At 67.0% G+C, this 16,015-nt stretch carries 12 protein-coding genes; 3 read left to right on the forward strand and 9 right to left on the reverse strand.

The window, feature by feature from the left end; all coding sequences use genetic code 11:
• Positions 1–70: 70 nt before the first annotated feature.
• The 3 genes from Herbaro_RS04590 to pgi form a co-directional block, all read right to left on the reverse strand.
• Positions 71–925: an SIS domain-containing protein gene (locus Herbaro_RS04590; RefSeq protein WP_275013958.1), complete on the reverse strand. Its 855-nt coding sequence runs from the start codon at positions 923–925 to the stop codon at positions 71–73.
• Positions 926–952: 27 nt separating this feature from the next.
• Positions 953–2,419 (reverse strand): glucose-6-phosphate dehydrogenase, encoded by a 1,467-nt coding sequence (gene zwf / locus Herbaro_RS04595; RefSeq protein ID WP_275012662.1) that lies wholly within the window; start codon positions 2,417–2,419, stop codon positions 953–955.
• A gap of 81 nt (positions 2,420–2,500) precedes the next feature.
• Positions 2,501–4,156 (reverse strand): glucose-6-phosphate isomerase, encoded by a 1,656-nt coding sequence (gene pgi, locus Herbaro_RS04600; protein WP_275012663.1) that lies wholly within the window; start codon positions 4,154–4,156, stop codon positions 2,501–2,503.
• Between the two features lie 341 nt (positions 4,157–4,497).
• Between pgi and edd the strand changes: the two genes are divergently transcribed.
• Both edd and Herbaro_RS04610 read left to right on the forward strand, forming a co-directional pair.
• On the forward strand, positions 4,498–6,369 hold the full coding sequence (gene edd, locus Herbaro_RS04605; RefSeq protein ID WP_275012664.1) for a phosphogluconate dehydratase: 1,872 nt from the start codon (positions 4,498–4,500) through the stop codon (positions 6,367–6,369).
• Positions 6,366–6,995 carry a bifunctional 4-hydroxy-2-oxoglutarate aldolase/2-dehydro-3-deoxy-phosphogluconate aldolase gene (locus Herbaro_RS04610; protein ID WP_275012665.1) on the forward strand — a complete coding sequence of 210 codons (630 nt, stop codon included), beginning with the start codon at positions 6,366–6,368 and terminating at the stop codon, positions 6,993–6,995. The genes edd and Herbaro_RS04610 overlap by 4 nt, the downstream gene beginning before the upstream one ends.
• 189 nt (positions 6,996–7,184) lie before the next feature.
• Here the strand turns inward: Herbaro_RS04610 and lgt are convergent, their stop codons facing one another.
• Together lgt and Herbaro_RS04620 are read right to left on the reverse strand one after the other, a co-directional pair.
• Positions 7,185–8,006: a prolipoprotein diacylglyceryl transferase gene (lgt, locus tag Herbaro_RS04615; RefSeq protein ID WP_275012666.1), complete on the reverse strand. Its 822-nt coding sequence runs from the start codon at positions 8,004–8,006 to the stop codon at positions 7,185–7,187.
• 99 nt (positions 8,007–8,105) lie between these two features.
• Positions 8,106–9,017: a LysR family transcriptional regulator gene (locus Herbaro_RS04620; protein WP_275012667.1), complete on the reverse strand. Its 912-nt coding sequence runs from the start codon at positions 9,015–9,017 to the stop codon at positions 8,106–8,108.
• Between the two features lie 243 nt (positions 9,018–9,260).
• Between Herbaro_RS04620 and Herbaro_RS04625 the strand changes: the two genes are divergently transcribed.
• The gene (locus Herbaro_RS04625) at positions 9,261–9,575 is read left to right on the forward strand and encodes a c-type cytochrome (protein WP_275012668.1); all 315 of its coding nucleotides are present in this window, start codon (positions 9,261–9,263) and stop codon (positions 9,573–9,575) included.
• 125 nt (positions 9,576–9,700) lie between these two features.
• Here Herbaro_RS04625 and Herbaro_RS04630 read toward each other — a convergent pair whose 3' ends face one another.
• From Herbaro_RS04630 to Herbaro_RS04645, 4 genes are all read right to left on the reverse strand, one after another.
• Positions 9,701–10,603 (reverse strand): hypothetical protein, encoded by a 903-nt coding sequence (locus Herbaro_RS04630; RefSeq protein ID WP_275012669.1) that lies wholly within the window; start codon positions 10,601–10,603, stop codon positions 9,701–9,703.
• Positions 10,604–10,636: 33 nt separating this feature from the next.
• A complete protein-coding gene (gene cls / locus Herbaro_RS04635) occupies positions 10,637–12,025 on the reverse strand; it encodes a cardiolipin synthase (RefSeq protein ID WP_275012670.1) in 1,389 nt (462 codons plus the stop codon).
• Between the two features lie 289 nt (positions 12,026–12,314).
• On the reverse strand, positions 12,315–14,927 hold the full coding sequence (locus tag Herbaro_RS04640) for a PepSY domain-containing protein (protein WP_275012671.1): 2,613 nt from the start codon (positions 14,925–14,927) through the stop codon (positions 12,315–12,317).
• A gap of 224 nt (positions 14,928–15,151) precedes the next feature.
• Positions 15,152–15,985: an alpha/beta hydrolase gene (locus Herbaro_RS04645; RefSeq protein WP_275012672.1), complete on the reverse strand. Its 834-nt coding sequence runs from the start codon at positions 15,983–15,985 to the stop codon at positions 15,152–15,154.
• Between the last annotated feature and the right edge of the window lie 30 nt (positions 15,986–16,015).

The raw sequence follows: 16,015 nt of genomic DNA on the forward strand, positions 1-16,015 counted from the left end.
ATTGTACGCAATCGGCGCGCGCTGTCTGTCGGCGAAAGACTGATCCTTGATGCGCCGCAGGGTCGGCGGATCAGCGGAAGAAGGAGTCGAACTGCATGTCGAACTTCTGCAGCGACTTTTGCGCGTTCTGCATCTTCTTGCGGAATTCCGGGCCGCGCCGCAGCGCCAGGCCGACCGCCAGGATGTCGATCACCACCAGGTGCGCCAGGCGCGCCGAGATCGGCGTGTAGGGGTCGATGTTGAAGGACAGGTCGATCGGCACCAGCACCGTGGCCAGCTCGGCCAGCGGCGTGCCGGACGGACCCAGCACGATGATGTCGGCGCCGCCCTTCCTGGCCAGCTGGATCGAGCGCAACAGCGCCGCGTTGCCGCCGCGCTGCGAGATCGCCACCACGCAGTCGCCGGCCTTCAGCAGCGAGGCCGCGATGCTGTGGATGTGCGGGTCGGAGTAGGCCACCGTGGGCACGCCGGAGCGGAAGAATTTGTGCTGCGCGTCGTTGGCCACGATGCCGGAGGTGCCCTGGCCGTAGAACTCGATCTTGTTGGCGCGCGCCAGCACTTCCAGCGCCAGCTGGATGGCGTCCGGATTGAGGTGGTTGCGCAGGTCGAGCAGGGTGTTGATCGAGCGGCTGCAGATCTTGTTGACCAGGTCGGCCGCCAGGTCGTCCTGGGCCAGCGTCTCGTCGGCGCCCGGCAGGGCCAGCGCCAGGCTCTGCGCCAGCTTGAGCTTGAAGTCGTGCCAGCCCTCGTAGCCGATCGCGCGGCAGAAGCGGATCACGGTCGGCTCCGAGACTTCCGCGTTCTTGGCCAGCGCTGTCAGGTTCTCCGCCAATGCCAGCTGCGGGTTGGCGAGGATGGTCGCGGCCACCTTCTTCTCCGACTTGGAGAGGGAGTTGATGTGGGTGCGGATGGAGTCGAGCAGCATGGACATGGCGCGGCCTGGTGCTTTTCGTCAGACCTCGGGCAGCGCTTCTTCGCGCCACTGCAGGCCGTCGCGGCCGATCAGGGCGCTGGCGGCGGCGGGGCCCCAGGTGCCGGCGTTGTACGGGATGGGGTCGGCTTCCTGCTGATCCCAGTGGTTGAGGATGGGCTCGACCCATTCCCACGCCGCTTCCAGCTCGTCGCTGCGCATGAACAGGGTCAGGTGGCCGCGCAGCACGTCCAGCAGCAGTCGCTCGTAGGCGTCCATGCGCGGGGTCTTGAATTTCTCGCGGAAGTCCAGCTCCAGCTCGACCGGGCGCAGGCGCATGCCGTCGCCGGGTTGCTTGGCCATCAGGTTCATGTGCAGGCCCTCATCGGGCTGCAGGCGGATCACCAGGCAGTTCGGGGTGTCGTTCTGGTGCGCGAAGATCGAGTGCGGCACACTCTTGAAGCGCACCACGATCTCGGCCAGCGAGTCGGCCATGCGCTTGCCGGTGCGCAGGTAGAACGGCACGCCGGCCCAGCGCCAGGTGTCGATCTCGGCTTTCACCGCGACGAAGGTCTCGGTACGCGAGTCGGGATTGGCGTCGGCTTCCTTGCGGTAGCCCGGCACCGCCACGCCGTTGACGTGGCCGGCGCGGTACTGGCCGCGCACCACGTTCATGGCCAGCGTGGTGGGCGTGAAGCGCTTCAGCGAGCGCAGCACCTTGAGCTTTTCGTCGCGCACGGCGTCGGCCGAGTTGGAGACCGGCGGTTCCATGGCGACGATACACAGCAGCTGCAGCAGGTGGTTCTGCAGCATGTCGCGCAGCGCGCCGGAGGTGTCGTAGTAGTCGAAGCGGCCGCCCACGCCGAGCTCTTCGGCGATGGTGATCTGCACGTCGGAAATCCACTCGCGGCGCCACAGCGGCTCGAACAGCACGTTGCCGAAGCGCAGCGCCAGCAGGTTCTGCACCGCCTCCTTGCCGAGGTAGTGGTCGATGCGGAAGATCTGCGATTCCTCGAAGTAGCGGCCGACATGCTTGTTGATGTCGCGCGCCGATTCCAGGTCGCGGCCCAGCGGTTTTTCCAGCACCACGCGCGAGGCCGGCGTCACCAGCCCGGCCTTGGAGAGGTTCTCGCAGATCGAGGCGAACAGGCTGGGCGGGGTGGCCAGGTAGAACACGCGCGGCAGGCCTTCGGCGTCGCGCAGCGCATCCTTCAGGTGCGAGAAGCTGGCGCCTTCCTTGGCGTTGACCGACGCATATTGCAGGCGGGAGCAGAAGCGTTCCCAGACCGCGGCGTCGAGGTTGGCGGCGGGGATGTGCGGTTTGGAATCCTTCTCCACGATCTGCAGGAATTCTTCCTTGCTCTTGTCGTCGCGGCCGATGCAGACGATGCGCGCCGCGGGCGGCAGGTCGCGCGCGCGGTCGCGCGCATACAGCGCGGGCAGCAGCTTGCGCATCGAGAGGTCGCCGGTGCCGCCGAATAAAACCAGATCGAAATCGGAAATAGCCATGGTGTGATAACGGTTCGTCTACGTTGGTGGGGGCGCGCCTGCGCGCCGTTGCCTTGCTTGGTTCGTCGGTTGCCGCGCGCCTCAGCCGTCCAGCCGCGCCTGTTTCGCCAGTGCAATCAGGGCGTTGGTGGAGGCGTCGTGCAGCGCCGGGTTGGATTGCGCCATGAGCTCGCCATGGATCGTCCTGGCCAGCACCTTGCCCAGTTCCACGCCCCACTGGTCGAAGCTGTTGATGCCCCAGACCGCGCCCTGCACGAAGGTCTTGTGCTCGTACAGCGCGATCAGCGAGCCCAGGCTCTGCGGCGTCAGCTCGGGCAGCAGGATGGTGTTGCTGGGGCGGTTGCCGTCGAAGGTTTTGTGCGGCAAAAGCGCATTCAGTTCCGCGGCGGCCACGCCTTGCCTGTCGAGGTCGGCGCGCACTTCGCCGGCATCCTTGCCGCGCATGAAGGCTTCCGACTGGGCGAAGCAGTTGGCCAGCAGCACGTCGTGGTGCTCGGCGATGCCGTGCGAGGGCTTCAGCACGGCGATGAATTCGATGGGCGTGACGTCGGTGCCCTGGTGCAGCAGCTGGAAGAAGGCGTGCTGGCCGTTGGTGCCGACGTCGCCCCAGATGAAGGGGCAGGTGGCCACGCCCACCGGCGTGCCGTCGCGCGTGATGCGCTTGCCGTTGCTCTCCATGTCGAGCTGCTGGAGGTAGGCCGGGAAATAGCGCAGCCACTGGTGATAGGGCGCCACCGACAGCGATTCGCTGTTGAAGAAGTTGCGGTTCCAGATGCCGATCAGGGCCTGGATCACCGGCATGTTCGATTCCAGCGGCGCTTCCTGGAAATGGCGGTCCATCTCGTGGGCGCCGGCCAGGAAGCCGGCGAAGTTGTCGAATCCCACCAGCAGCGCCACCGGCAGGCCGATGGCCGACCATACCGAATAGCGGCCGCCGACCCAGTCCCAGAAGGGGAACATGTTGTCGGGATCGATGCCGAACGCGGCGACCTCCTGCGCATTGGTGGACACCGCGACGAAATGCCGCGCCAGGTCGGCCTGTTGGCCGTGGCGCAGGAACCAGGCGCGCGCGGAACGCGCGTTCAACATGGTCTCCTGGGTAGTGAAGGTCTTGGAGGCGACGATGAACAGTGTTGTCTCGGGGTCAACTTTGGACAGCACCTCGTCGAGGTCGTGGCCGTCGACGTTGGAGACGAAGTGGGCGGTCAGGCGCGCATGGGCGTACTGGCGCAGCGCCGTGCACACCATCTGCGGGCCGAGGAAGGAGCCGCCGATGCCGATGTTGACGATGTCGGTGATCTCGCGTCCGGTATGGCCGCGCCACTGGCCGCCGCGCACGCGTTCGGAGAACGCGCGCATGTGGGCCAGGACGGCTTGAACGTCCGCGCCGACCTGCTGTCCATCCACCTGCACGGTACAGGCGCCGGCGGGCGCGCGCAGGGCGGTGTGCAAGACCGCGCGATGTTCGGTAAAGTTGATCTTCTCGCCGCTGAACATGGCGTCGCGCAGGGCTTCCACGCCGCGCTCGCGCGCCAGGCTCATCAGCAGGGACAGGGTATCGGATTCGATGCGGTTCTTGGAGTAGTCCAGCAGCAGCCCGGCGGCGCGCACCGACATGCGCTCGAAGCGGTCGGGCTGTTGCGCGAACAGGTCGCGCATGTGCCAGCTGACGGCCTTGGCATGATGCTGCTGCAGAGCCTTGAAGGCGGCCGTGTCGGTCAGGGCGGTGGTGTGCATGTGTCTTCGGTCTGTTGGCGGCCGCAGCGCCCCGGCTTCCCGCGAAAGTATTCGCGCGCCGGCCGCGGCGGCATGGCGATATTCTATGGTTTGACGGCCAGACTATACATCAATTGCGAATCGAACGGTAATTTCACTACAGTTTATGACGCGTGGATGACAAGTCGCAGTGAATCCTCGATTCGCCCTGTAATGCAGACTGATAAGGCTTTTCAGCAGTTTTTGAAGCGCCAATGAAAAAATGCGCCGTCACGGGATATCCCGATGATCTAAGTGTATGATTTCATTCATTGAAAATTGTGTAGTAAAATTACATTGTTAACGCTAACAGGAAACCGACAATGCCTCTCAACGCTACCTTAGCCAGCGTCACCCGACGCATCGCCGAACGTAGCCGTCCCTACCGGACCGCCTACCTCGAACGACTCGAAGCGGCCCGCCGCAAGGGCGCACAGCGCGGCGCGCTGGCCTGTACCAATCTGGCGCACGGCTTCGCCGCGTTCCCGGCCAACGACAAGTTGAAGCTCAAGGAAGACAAGGCGCCCTCGCTGGCCATCGTCTCCGCCTACAACGACATGCTCTCGGCGCACCAGCCGTTCGAGCGCTTCCCGCAGATCCTCAAGGAGGCCGCGCGCGAAGTCGGCGCGGTGGCGCAGTTCGCCGGCGGCACCCCCGCCATGTGCGACGGCGTCACGCAGGGCCAGACCGGCATGGAGATGTCGCTGTTCTCGCGCGACGCCATCGCCATGGCCGCCGCCATCGCGCTGTCGCACAACATGTTCGACGCCGCCCTGTACCTGGGCGTGTGCGACAAGATCGTGCCGGGCCTGCTGATCGGTGCGCTGCACTTCGGCCACCTGCCGGCGGTGTTCGTGCCGGCCGGCCCGATGACCAGCGGCATGAGCAACAGCGACAAGGTCAAGATCCGCCAGCTCTATACCGCCGGCAAGATCGGCCGCGCCGAGCTGCTGGAGGCCGAGTCCAAGTCCTACCACGGCGCCGGCACCTGCACCTTCTACGGCACCGCCAACAGCAACCAGATGCTGATGGAAGCGATGGGCCTGCACCTGCCGGGCGCCGCCTTCATCACCCCCAACACGCCGATGCGCGACGCCCTGACCGCGGCCGCCGCCAAGCAGGCCGCGAAGATCACCGACCTCGGTTCGCAGTACACCCCGGTGGGCCGCATGATCGACGAGAAGGCCATCGTCAACGCCATCGTCGCGCTGCACGCCACCGGCGGCTCCACCAACCACACGCTGCACCTGGTGGCCATCGCCAAGGCCGCCGGCATCGTGATCGACTGGGACGACTTCGACAAGCTCTCGGCCGTGGTGCCGCTGGTGACCCGGATCTACCCGAACGGCACCGCGGACGTGAACCACTTCCACGCCGCCGGCGGCACCGGCTTCGTGTTGCGCGAGCTGATCGATGCCGGCCTGATGCACGACGACGTCACCACCATCCTCGGCCAGGGCCTGCGCCAGCACTGCAAGGAGCCGATGCTGGAAGCGGAAGGCCGCGACGGCCGTCCCGGCACCGTGGTCTGGCAGGACGTGCCCGCGAAGAGCGGCGACGACACCGTGCTGGGTACCGTCGCCAAGCCGTTCTCGGCCGATGGCGGCCTCAAGCTGCTGCAAGGCAACCTGGGCCGCGCCGTGATCAAGATCTCGGCGGTCAAGCACGAGCACCGCGCGGTGCAGGCGCCGGCGGTGGTGTTCCATTCGCAGGAAGCCTTCATGGCCGCCTTCAAGGCCGGCGAGCTGGACCGCGACTTCGTTGCCGTGATCACCTTCCAGGGGCCGCGCGCCAACGGCATGCCCGAGCTGCACGCGCTGACCCCGGCGCTGGGCATCCTGCAGGACAAGGGTCGTCACGTCGCGCTGGTCACCGATGGACGCATGTCGGGCGCATCGGGTAAAGTGCCGGCCGCGATCCACGTCACGCCCGAGGTGCTGGGCGGCGGTCCGCTGGGCCGCGTGCGCGACGGCGACATGATCCGCCTGGACGCCGAAGCCGGTGTGCTGGAAGCGCTGGTGCCGCAGGACGAATGGGACAAGCGCTCGCAGGACGTGAGCGATTTGTTCGACAATCAGCATGGCATGGGCCGCGAGCTGTTTGCCATGTTCCGTAACACCGTCGGTACGGCGGAAGAGGGCGGCGCCACCTTCGGCCTGCCTCCGATCAAGGAAAAAGAGAAAGTAACGGTATGAAGACGACACTGGAAATCATGCGCGCCTCGCCGGTCATCCCGGTGATCGCGATCGACAAGTTCGAACACGCCATTCCCCTGGCCCGCGCGCTGGTGGCGGGCGGTATCCGCGTGCTGGAGATCACGCTGCGCACCGAGCACGGCCTGCCGGCCATCCGCGCCATCGCCGAGTCGGTGCCTGACGCCATCGTCGGCGTGGGCACCCTGACCGCGCCCGAAGAGTTCGCCGCCTCGCGCGACGCCGGCGCCGTGTTCGGCGTCTCGCCCGGCCTGACCCCGGCGCTGATCGAAGCCGCCAAGCGCAGCGGCCTGCCGCTGCTGCCGGGCGTGATGACGCCGTCCGAGGTGATGGCCGCGCGCGAAGCGGGCTTCCGCCAGTTGAAGCTGTTCCCGGCGGTGCCGGCCGGCGGCATCGGCATGTTGAACGGCATCGCCGGCCCCCTGGGCGACGTCGCTTTCTGCCCCACCGGCGGCATTTCGCAAGAGACCGCGCCGCAGTTCCTGGCCTGCAAGAATGTGGTCTGCGTGGGCGGCTCCTGGCTGACCCCGAAGGCGGCCATCGAAGCCGGCGACTGGGACAAGATCACCGAGCTGGCGAAGGCGGCGAGCGCGTTGAAGAAGGCTTGATATTTTTTGGGGGCGCCTTCATACGCGGCTTTGTAGCTACTCAGTCCGAACGGATTTCTATCGGATCCAAATGACTTCCGTCCGGACTGAGTAGCCGCTTCGCGGCGTATCGAAGACACACCACCGGCCAACGAAAAACGGGCGGCGCCTTGAAGGGCGCCGCCCGTTTTTTCTGCGCTGGGAAAATGCCTACCTGGCCGGCGCCGCCGGCTTGGCCGCCTGCGCATTGCGATAGGCGATCACCAGCAGGACGATGCCCAGCACGATCATCGGCACCGACAGCATCTGCCCGGCCGAGATGGTGACGCCGGCGAAGTGCACCTCGTAGTCCGGCATGCGGAAGTATTCGGTGAAGAAGCGCGCGCAGCCGTACAAGAGCGAGAACATGCCGGCCACCGCCATGCGCGGACGCGGGCGGCGCGCAAAGAACCACAGGATGATGAACAGCAGGATGCCGTCCACCAGCATCTGGTAGATCGGCGAGGGATGGCGCGGGATGTTGTCGACGTTGGGCCAGATCATGGCCCAGGGCAGCGACGGATCGGCCGGGCGGCCCGGCAACTCGGCGTTGATGAAGTTGCCCAGGCGGCCGGCGGCGTAGCCCAGCGGCACCATGGGAGCGATGAAGTCCATGATATCCATCAACTGGTGCCCGCGCTTGCGGCCCCAGATCCACATCGCCAGCATCACGCCCAGGAAGCCGCCATGGAAGGACATGCCGCCTTTCCACACCGCGATCATGTCGGCCGGGTTGGCGAAGTAGTAGGCCGGGTTGTAGAACAGGATCTCGCCCAGGCGGCCGCCGATGACCACACCCAGCACGCCGTAGAACAGCATGTCGTCCAGGTCTTCCTTCTTCCAGCCGGCGGCGGCGATGTGCGGCTGCCTGATGCGCAGGCGGCCCAGCAGGATGAACTGGGCGAAGGCCAACAGGTACATCAGGCCGTACCAGTGGACGGCCAGCGGACCGATCTCGACCGCGATCGGGTTGGGCATGGGGTGGATCAGCATGAGTTTGATCTTTCTGTTGTTGGGCTCGTGGCGTTTGGAGCATCCGCGGCCCGGCAAGTTCGGCGTCGCCGCGGATCGGGGATTGATGTGTTCAGCGTTTCAGGACGCGGGTTCCAGCAGTTCCAGGAAGGCGCGCAGCACGGTGGACTGGCTGTCGCGCCGCCAGGCCAGGCCGGTCTGGATTTCCGGCGCGGGATCCGACAGCGCCCGGTAATCCACGCCGGGCCGCTTCAGGTTGGACACCGATTGTGGCACAAGCGCCATTCCCATGCCAGCCGACACCAGGCCGACGATGGTCTGCATCTGGATCGCTTCCTGGCCGATGTGCGGCGTCACGCCGGCATCGCGAAAGCAGGAAAGGATGGTGTCGTGGAAGGCCGGCGAGATGCGGCGCGGGAAGATGATCAGCGGCAGCTCGCGCAGGCTCTTGAGCGACACCGGCCCGCGTCCGCGCGCGGCGCCTTCGGGCAGCGCGGCGATCAGCGGTTCGGACAGCACCGGGCGGCAGTCCAGCACCGCAGCGGCCTTCTCCGGCAGCGGCGGCAGCAGCAGGCCGGCGTCGATCTTGCCCTGCATCAGGTCATCGAGCTGGATGTCGGTGGTGGCTTCGCGCAGGTCGATGCGCACCTGCGGGAAGCGCACGCGAAAGCGCTGCAGCAGCGGCGGCAGGATACTGTAGTCGGCCGTCGAGATGAAGGACAGCGACAGCAAGCCCGAGGCGCCGCTGGCTGCGCGCCGCGCCAGGTCGGGCAGCGCCGCGGCCTGCTGCAGCAGGCGCTGGGCTTCGGGCAGCAGCGCCAGGCCGGCCGGGGTCAGCGCCACGCTGCGCTTGGTGCGCAGGAACAGCGGCGTGCCCAGCATCTCTTCCAGCGCGGCGATGGCTTGCGACAGCGGCGGCTGGGTCATGTGCAGGCGGGCGGCGGCGCGGCCGAAATGCTTCTCTTCGGCGACGGCGGCGAAGTAGCGCAGCTGGCGCAGCTCCAGGCGGCTCTCGGACAGGGATGGAGGCATGGATTGATATCGGTTGCGAATGAGTCTGGGGTGAATGATATCTTCGACGCCCACAACCCTGCAAGGCGAGCGGCCTCGAGCGGCGGCCGCGGCTTTTTCTACATGGGGTTTGATCTATGACAGATATACGAAGGCGCAGATAATGACCGCCGCGGCAAGGCAGGTAGAATAGGCTCCGCCTGCGGACCTGCGCGCAGCGTTTTCCTGCGCCGTCCGTCGTTCACAGAATGCTGAGGAGCCCCCATGAAATACCTGCTGTTGATCGCCACCCTGGTCGCCGGATCGGCCATTTCCGCCGAAGTCCTGGCCAACCCGCAGCTGGCGAAGTCCAAGAACTGCATGGCCTGCCACTCGGTCGAGGCCAAGATCGTGGGTCCCGCCTTCAAGGACGTGGCCAAGAAGTATGCCGGCCAGAAGGACGCCGAAGCCAAGCTGACCCAGAAGGTCTTGAACGGCGGCGGCGGCGTGTGGGGCGCGGTGCCGATGCCGGCCAACAAGGGCCAGGTCAGCGAGGCCGAGGCGCGCGAGCTGGTGAAGTGGGTGCTGAGCCTGAAGTAAGCCGAGGGCTTCTTGCAGTGCGGCAGCGCGGCGCCGATTGAGCCCCGGCGCCGCCGGTCGATGAGGAGTGGAGGAAGCGCATTGCGTTTCCTCCTTTTTTTTGCGCCGCCGATATCGCGCGCATCTCAGTCTGCCGGTTTTTGCTGGCGTGCGTACTCGTTGCGTTTCATGGAGAGATAGGCTTCGCGGTCCACTTCATGCAACTGGCGCGGGTATTGTTCGGTGGCGGCGAACCAAGCGTCCAGGCGTTTCTCCAGGCGCTGGGCCGGCGGCGCCGACAGGCCCGCCAGGTAAGCGTCGATGGCCAGGTAGTAGCGCATGGTGTTGCGCTCCACCGTGGCGCGCGTGCCGTCCACGTAATGCGGCTGGCCGTCGGCGTCGCGCCGGGTGACGGTGAAGCCGACCTTGTCGCGGCCTACCGTCATCAGGTAGGCGCGCAGCGCCAGCTTGCTGGCCATGCCGTAGGAATAGGAATAGCTCAGGTGCAGGAAGGAGCGTCCATCGGGCAGCGGGATCGCCTCGATCTGGATGCGGTAGTCGCCGGTGTCCAGCGGCCCCTTGTCGGCCTGCATCGAGGATGAGAAATAATTGCCGTCGGCGGCGCCGCTGCGGTAAGTGAAGTCCACGCGGTAGGTGTCGGACAGGTCCTGCTCGATCTTCTTGCCCACGTGCATGCGCAACCCGGTCTTGCCCTGCGCGGAGGACAGGCGGCAGTACTTGGTGTTGAGGTGCAGGATCAGGATGTCGCACCAGTTCTCCGGCGAGGCCAGTGCCTCGCGCACCTGCGCGAACGGATAGGCCAGCACGGCGTGGATGTCTCCCTTGACGGCGCCCGCGCCTTCGCTGGACTTGAGGTAGAGCGGCCGCTTGAACTGGTTGCCGGCCAGCTCGCCCTGCAACTGCTGGTACTGGCTCTCGAGCCCGGCCGCGCCGGCCAGCGCGTCAGCGCGCGCGGCCGGCAGGACCGGCAGCGCCAGCAGGATCCATGCGGCAAGCTGAACGGCAAATGAAGTAAAACGCAGTCGCAAAAAACTCTCCCTCGCATCCGGTCGTCACGGTCGTCACAAGAGGCGCGCCCATACGCTGGCGCCGAACTCCTTCATGCGTTCGCTCACCGGGCGCTGCTCCCATTCTTTCAGTGTGATTTCTTTCGAGGCGCCAAGATCCCGGTCGAACATGTTTTTCATCTGCGCGCCGAATTGCGGGCTGAGCACCACGGCGTTGATCTCCTGGTTGAACACGAAGCTGCGCCAGTCGAGGTTGGTCGAGCCGACGGTCGACCACACCCCGTCGATGATGGCGGTCTTGGAATGCAGCAGCGCATCCTGCCGCTCATAGATGCGGATGCCGGCCTCCAGCAGCTCCTGGTAGAACGAGCGCGAGGCGTACAGCACCAGCGACGAGTCGCTCTTGGAGGGCAGCATCAGGCGCACGTCGACGCCGCGCTTGGCCGCGCCCTTCAATGCCTCGCGCAGCTGCGGGTCGGGCACGAAGTAGGCGTTGGTCAGGTAGATGCTCGACTCGGCATGGTGGATGGCCGAGATGAAGGTGGCGTAGATCACGCTGTAGGGATCGTCCGGCGAGCTGCCGATGGCGCGCACGATCTCGCCGCCGGCCGGCGCCACCTTGGGGAAGTAGTCGTGCTCGCCCAGGTCGGGGCCGCGCTGCTTGTTCCAGGTGTCCACGAACAGCTTCTGGAATTCCAGCGCCACCGGGCCGTCGATGCGCACCTGGGTGTCGCGCCAGGGGATCTTGTCGCCGTCGTCGTCGACCTGCGGTTTTCTCTTGCGCTTGCCGAACGAGCCGCTGGAATAGACGCTGCTGATGTTGATGCCGCCGACGAAGGCGGTCTTGCCGTCCACCACCAGCAGCTTGCGGTGGTCGCGCTGGTTCACCGCCCAGTCCTTGCGGGTCTGGGCCGGGTTGAGCGGGTTGAATTCCAGCACCTTGACGCCGGCGTCCAGCATCGGCTGGAAGAAGGCGCGCGGGGTGTTGAGGGCGCCCACGCTGTCGTACATCAGGTTGACCTGTACGCCTTTCTTCTGCATCGCGATCAGCATGTCGGAGAACTGGCGACCGACGTCGTCGTCCTCCATGATGTAGGTTTCCATGTTGATGTGGTGGCGCGCAGCCTGGATCGCCTGCGTCATCGAGGCGTAGGTGGCGGGGCCGTCGATGAGCAGGGTGACCTTGTTGCCGGTCACCAGCGGCGAGCCGGTGACGGCGCCTTCCACCGCCAGGTGGCGGTCGAGGATGGTGTTGTCGCCGTTCTGCTGGCGCAGCTTGTCGAGCACGGCCTTGGTCTGCTGCTCGGAGAGCACGCCGCGGCCGCCCTTCATTTCGATGGTGCGCGCCGACTGGGTGTCCATGTCGGGCACGATGGTGGGCAGCGAGCCGCAGCCTGCCAGCAGCGAGCAGAGCAGCATCAGCGCTGGCAGCGCCGCATGCATGCGGGTTCGGCTTGTATTTTTTATTGAGGCGAACGTGTTCATGAGCAATCCCGGTTGTGCGCCGTCGGATCGATGAAATGCAGGGGCGAGCCGATTGTTTTGTGGCGCTGTCCGCCCGAGTATATGCCGCAATTTTTCGCGCCTGCCGCGCCATCGCGCGGAAGCGGCGAATTCCTACAGGGGAAAGCGGGAGCTGCCTACAGGGGGTGTTGCCGGGACGCCAGCGCGCGGGCGCGGCGCAGGGAGGAAGGCGGATGCGCCGCGGCGGGCGCATCCGTGCGGCCGGGTGTCAGTAGACGTCGCGGCGATAGCGGTTCTGTTCGATCAGGTCTTCCAGCGCCTGCTCGCCCAGCGCCTCGGTCAGCGCGGCCTCGACGCCGGCGGCCATGCCGTCGAGGCTGCCGCAGACATAGATCACGGCGCCGTCGGCGATCCAGCGGCGCAGTTCGTCTGCGGCTTCGCGCAGGCGATCCTGCACGTAGACGCGTTCGCTCTGGTCGCGCGAGAAGGCCAGGTCCAGGCGCGCCAGCTTGTCCTCGGCCAGCCATTGCTCCACTTCCTCCTGGTAGAGGAAATCATGGCGGCGGTTGCGTTCGCCGAACAGCAGCCAGTTGCGCGCATGACCGGCATTGACGCGCGCGCGCAGGTGGCCGCGCAGGCCGGCCATGCCGGAACCGTTGCCGATGAAGATGGCCGGCGTATCGCCCTCGGCCGGCGCGAAGTTGGCGTTCTCGACCAGGCGCACCTGCAGGGTCGCGCCGACCTCGGCGTATTCCGTCAGCCAGCCCGAGGCCAGGCCCAGGCCGTCCTCGTGGCGCGCCTGGCGCACCAGCAGGTGCAGCGCGCCGTCCTGCGGCACCGAGGCCACCGAGTAGCTGCGCGCGGCCAGCGGCTGCAGGCTGTCGGCCAGCGCCTGCGCATCGGCTGCGGCGTGCGTCGCCGGCAGCACGCTGCGCGCCAGCAGGTCTTGCAGGGTGGCGCGCGCGCCCTGGTGGTCGACCATGGCCGCGCCATCCAGGCGCAGGCGTTGCAGCAGCAGCGCGACGCGATCGGGTGCATGGCGCGGCAGCACCTCGGCCAGCGCGCCCGCTTGCCAGGCGGTGTCGTTGGCCGCGTGGCGCAGCTCGATATGGAAGATCGGCTCGCCCTGGCTGCCCGGGTTCAGCTGCAGCCGTTCGGACAACGACCAGGCTTGCCATTCCTGCTGCTGCGCGGCCGGCGCATCGGCTTGCGCCGCTGCGGCTACGGCGGCGGCATCGGCCAGGCCGTGCGAGGCCAGCATCGATTCCCACTTGCGCAGCGCGGCGCTCTCCATGCGGTTTACTTCCACCAGCGGGAACAGCGGCTTGGCGCCGCGGTTGCGCAGCCAGTGGTCGAGCGCGTGGCCGAAGCCGCAGAATTTCACGTAGCCGCGGTCGCCCAGCGCCAGCAGCGCGTATTCCACATGCGCCAGCGATTCGCCCGAGGCCGCGCGCATGCGGCGTTCGAAGGCGCGCGCGCTGTCGGGCGCATCGCCCTCGCCGAAGGTGCTGGCGACGAACAGGATGCGCGGATGGTGGCGCAGCTTTTCCGGGGTCATGCGCGAGAGCGACTGCAGCGTCACCTCGGCGCCCGACCGGCGCAGCAGCGCGGCGGTGTGCAGCGCCACGCGCTCGGCCTGGCCGGCCTGCGAGGCGTAGGCGACCAGGATAGGGCCGCGCGCGGCTGCCTGACCGGCGCTCGCCGCGGCCGGGGCAGCGCCGGCCAGCGCGGCGCGTTCCTCGCGCAGCGCGGCCTTCTTGCGGCGGCGGTCCAGGTACAGCATCCAGCCGGTGATGCCGAACAGCGGCATGAGCAGGCTGGCCAGCGCCATGACGATGCGGCCCGGCATGCCGAAGAAGGTGCCCATGTGCAGCGGGTAGATGGCGGCGATGGCCTTGCCGCCGAAGCTCTTGTCCTCGTACAGCTCAAGCTGTTTGACCTCGCCGGTCTGCGGCAGCACCACCATGCGGCTGCGCGCGCGTTCGTGCGGGGCGTTTTCGCCGAGGAAGAGGATCTGGATCGGCTGGCTGGATTTTTCCGGCAGGCGCATCTGCGCGTTCTCGAAATGCGGCACCCTGGCCTGGAAGGCGTTCCAGGCCAGCGTCAGCTCCAGCGGCGGGAGCGCCTCATCCTTCTCCTTGTCCTTGCGGGCGTGCTCACCGCCCGGCTTGCCTCCGGGCGCGCGTTGCGCCTGCTGCGGCCGGCCTTCGCCGGCCAGCGTGTTGAGGCCTTGCTTGAACCAGTCCAGCGCCCAGTAGGTGCCGGTGATCGAGAAGATCACGTAAGTCACCAGCAGCCAGGTGCCGATGATGGAGTGCAGGTTCCACAGGAAGGAGCGGCCGCGCAATTGGAAGTCCAGCCGGAACCAGGCGCGCAGCGACAGCGGCCGGCGCGGCCAGCGCAGGTAGAGGCCGGAGAGCGCCAGCGTCAGCAGCGCCAGGCCCAGCGTGCCGAGCGCGATCTTGCCGATCTCGGTGGGCAGCAGCAGCCAGCGGTGGAAGCGCTCGGTGATTTCGAAGAACTCCATGCCGGTCGGCGGCGGCAGCACCGCGCCGGTGTAGGGATCGACGTAGCGCGTCTCGCCGCGACGCACGCCCGGCGGCGGCGCGAAGATCACGCGCGCCGAGGCGCCCGGCAGCGGCGTGATCGACATCGAGGTGACGCGGCGTTGCGGCTCGGCGCTGCGGATTTTCTCCAGCAGCTGCTGCGGCGTGAGCGGCGCCTGCTCGCGCACCGCCACATGCATCACGCCCGGGCTCAGGGCGTCCATGATCTCCTCGCGGAAGGCGAGCAGGGCGCCGGCCACGCCGATGGTCATCAGGATGGTCCCGGCGGTGATGCCGATGAACCAGTGGATTTGGAACCAGATCTTCTTGAACATGCTGTGCGCTGCGTGGATGCGCGCGGCCGTGCCGCGTCTTGTTGTTGGCGATGGGGCGGGAAGCCCGGCGCGCCCTTGCAGCTGGGCAATGGGCGGCCGAAGGCAACCCGCCATTATAGATCAGCAGTAAATGATAATGATTGGCGTTTGGATTTATTTGCGCCGCCGGGGCCGGCGGCGCGTGGCGCAATTGCATCGATGTTGCCGCCGATGCAATCTTTTGCTCAGTCCAGGATCATCTTCAGCATGGCGCGGGTCAAGGCGCTGCCGGCATCGGCGGCGGCATCGATGATGCCCAGGTGGTGCGCGTGCGGCACGGTATCGACCGCGACGTCATGGCCGGACTGGCGCAGGCCGGCGGCATAGGTGTCGCGCTGGCGATGGAACTCGTCGGATTCGAGCGCGCCGGTCACCAGCAGGGCGCGCGCATGGTCCGGCAGGGGCAGGCGCAGCGGGCTGGCCTGGGCGGCGTCGCCCGGGGACAGGTGCAGCGCTTCGTTGAGGTAGGACAGCCGGATCGGCTCCAGGTCGTACAGGCCGCTGATGCCGCACACCCCGCGCACCGGCACCGCCCCCAGCGCGGCCACCAGCGCGGCCAGGTGGCCGCCGGCCGAATGTCCCATCAGCCAGATCGCGGCGGGATCGAAGCCCAGCGCGCCGGCCTTGGCATGCAGCTGGCGCAGCGCGCGGCCGCAGTCGGCGGCGATGTCGCCCAGCTTCACCAGCGGCGCCAGGCGGTAGTTGATCAGCGCCACGTTGATGCCGGCCGCCAGGTAGGGCGCGGCGAGATGGCTGAACTGGCTCTTGTCCAGCGAGCGCCAGTAGCCGCCGTGGATGAACACCAGCAGGGGACGGCCGTTGTTGTCGGCCGGAAAGAAATCGAAGGCCTGCAATTCGTCCTCGCCGTAGGGCACGTCCGCCAGGTGCGGATGGGCCTCGCGCGCAGCCTGCGCCTGGCGCGCGAAACGGTCGAAGTAATCCTGGAAGTCGGGGATGGCGGCGCGGGCGTTGTATTGCCGGTCCAGCTCTTCACGGGTGTAGTCGCGGTAGATCTTCATGCCGTTTCCTTTTGCATTGTTCGTGTGGTC

Origin of the sequence: Herbaspirillum sp. WKF16 (assembly GCF_028993615.1) — a bacterium.
GTDB lineage: Bacteria > Pseudomonadota > Gammaproteobacteria > Burkholderiales > Burkholderiaceae_D > Herbaspirillum.

Excerpts from the sequence above, each read along its gene's own strand:
- Herbaro_RS04590 (WP_275013958.1), bottom strand. The coding sequence starts at position 925 with ATGCTGCTCGACTCCATCCGCACCCACATCAACTCCCTCTCCAAGTCG.
- zwf (WP_275012662.1), bottom strand. The coding sequence starts at position 2,419 with ATGGCTATTTCCGATTTCGATCTGGTTTTATTCGGCGGCACCGGCGAC.
- pgi (WP_275012663.1), bottom strand. The coding sequence starts at position 4,156 with ATGCACACCACCGCCCTGACCGACACGGCCGCCTTCAAGGCTCTGCAG.
- edd (WP_275012664.1), top strand. The coding sequence starts at position 4,498 with ATGCCTCTCAACGCTACCTTAGCCAGCGTCACCCGACGCATCGCCGAA.
- Herbaro_RS04610 (WP_275012665.1), top strand. The coding sequence starts at position 6,366 with ATGAAGACGACACTGGAAATCATGCGCGCCTCGCCGGTCATCCCGGTG.
- lgt (WP_275012666.1), bottom strand. The coding sequence starts at position 8,006 with ATGCTGATCCACCCCATGCCCAACCCGATCGCGGTCGAGATCGGTCCG.
- Herbaro_RS04620 (WP_275012667.1), bottom strand. The coding sequence starts at position 9,017 with ATGCCTCCATCCCTGTCCGAGAGCCGCCTGGAGCTGCGCCAGCTGCGC.
- Herbaro_RS04625 (WP_275012668.1), top strand. The coding sequence starts at position 9,261 with ATGAAATACCTGCTGTTGATCGCCACCCTGGTCGCCGGATCGGCCATT.
- cls (WP_275012670.1), bottom strand. The coding sequence starts at position 12,025 with ATGCATGCGGCGCTGCCAGCGCTGATGCTGCTCTGCTCGCTGCTGGCA.
- Herbaro_RS04640 (WP_275012671.1), bottom strand. The coding sequence starts at position 14,927 with ATGTTCAAGAAGATCTGGTTCCAAATCCACTGGTTCATCGGCATCACC.
- Herbaro_RS04645 (WP_275012672.1), bottom strand. The coding sequence starts at position 15,985 with ATGAAGATCTACCGCGACTACACCCGTGAAGAGCTGGACCGGCAATAC.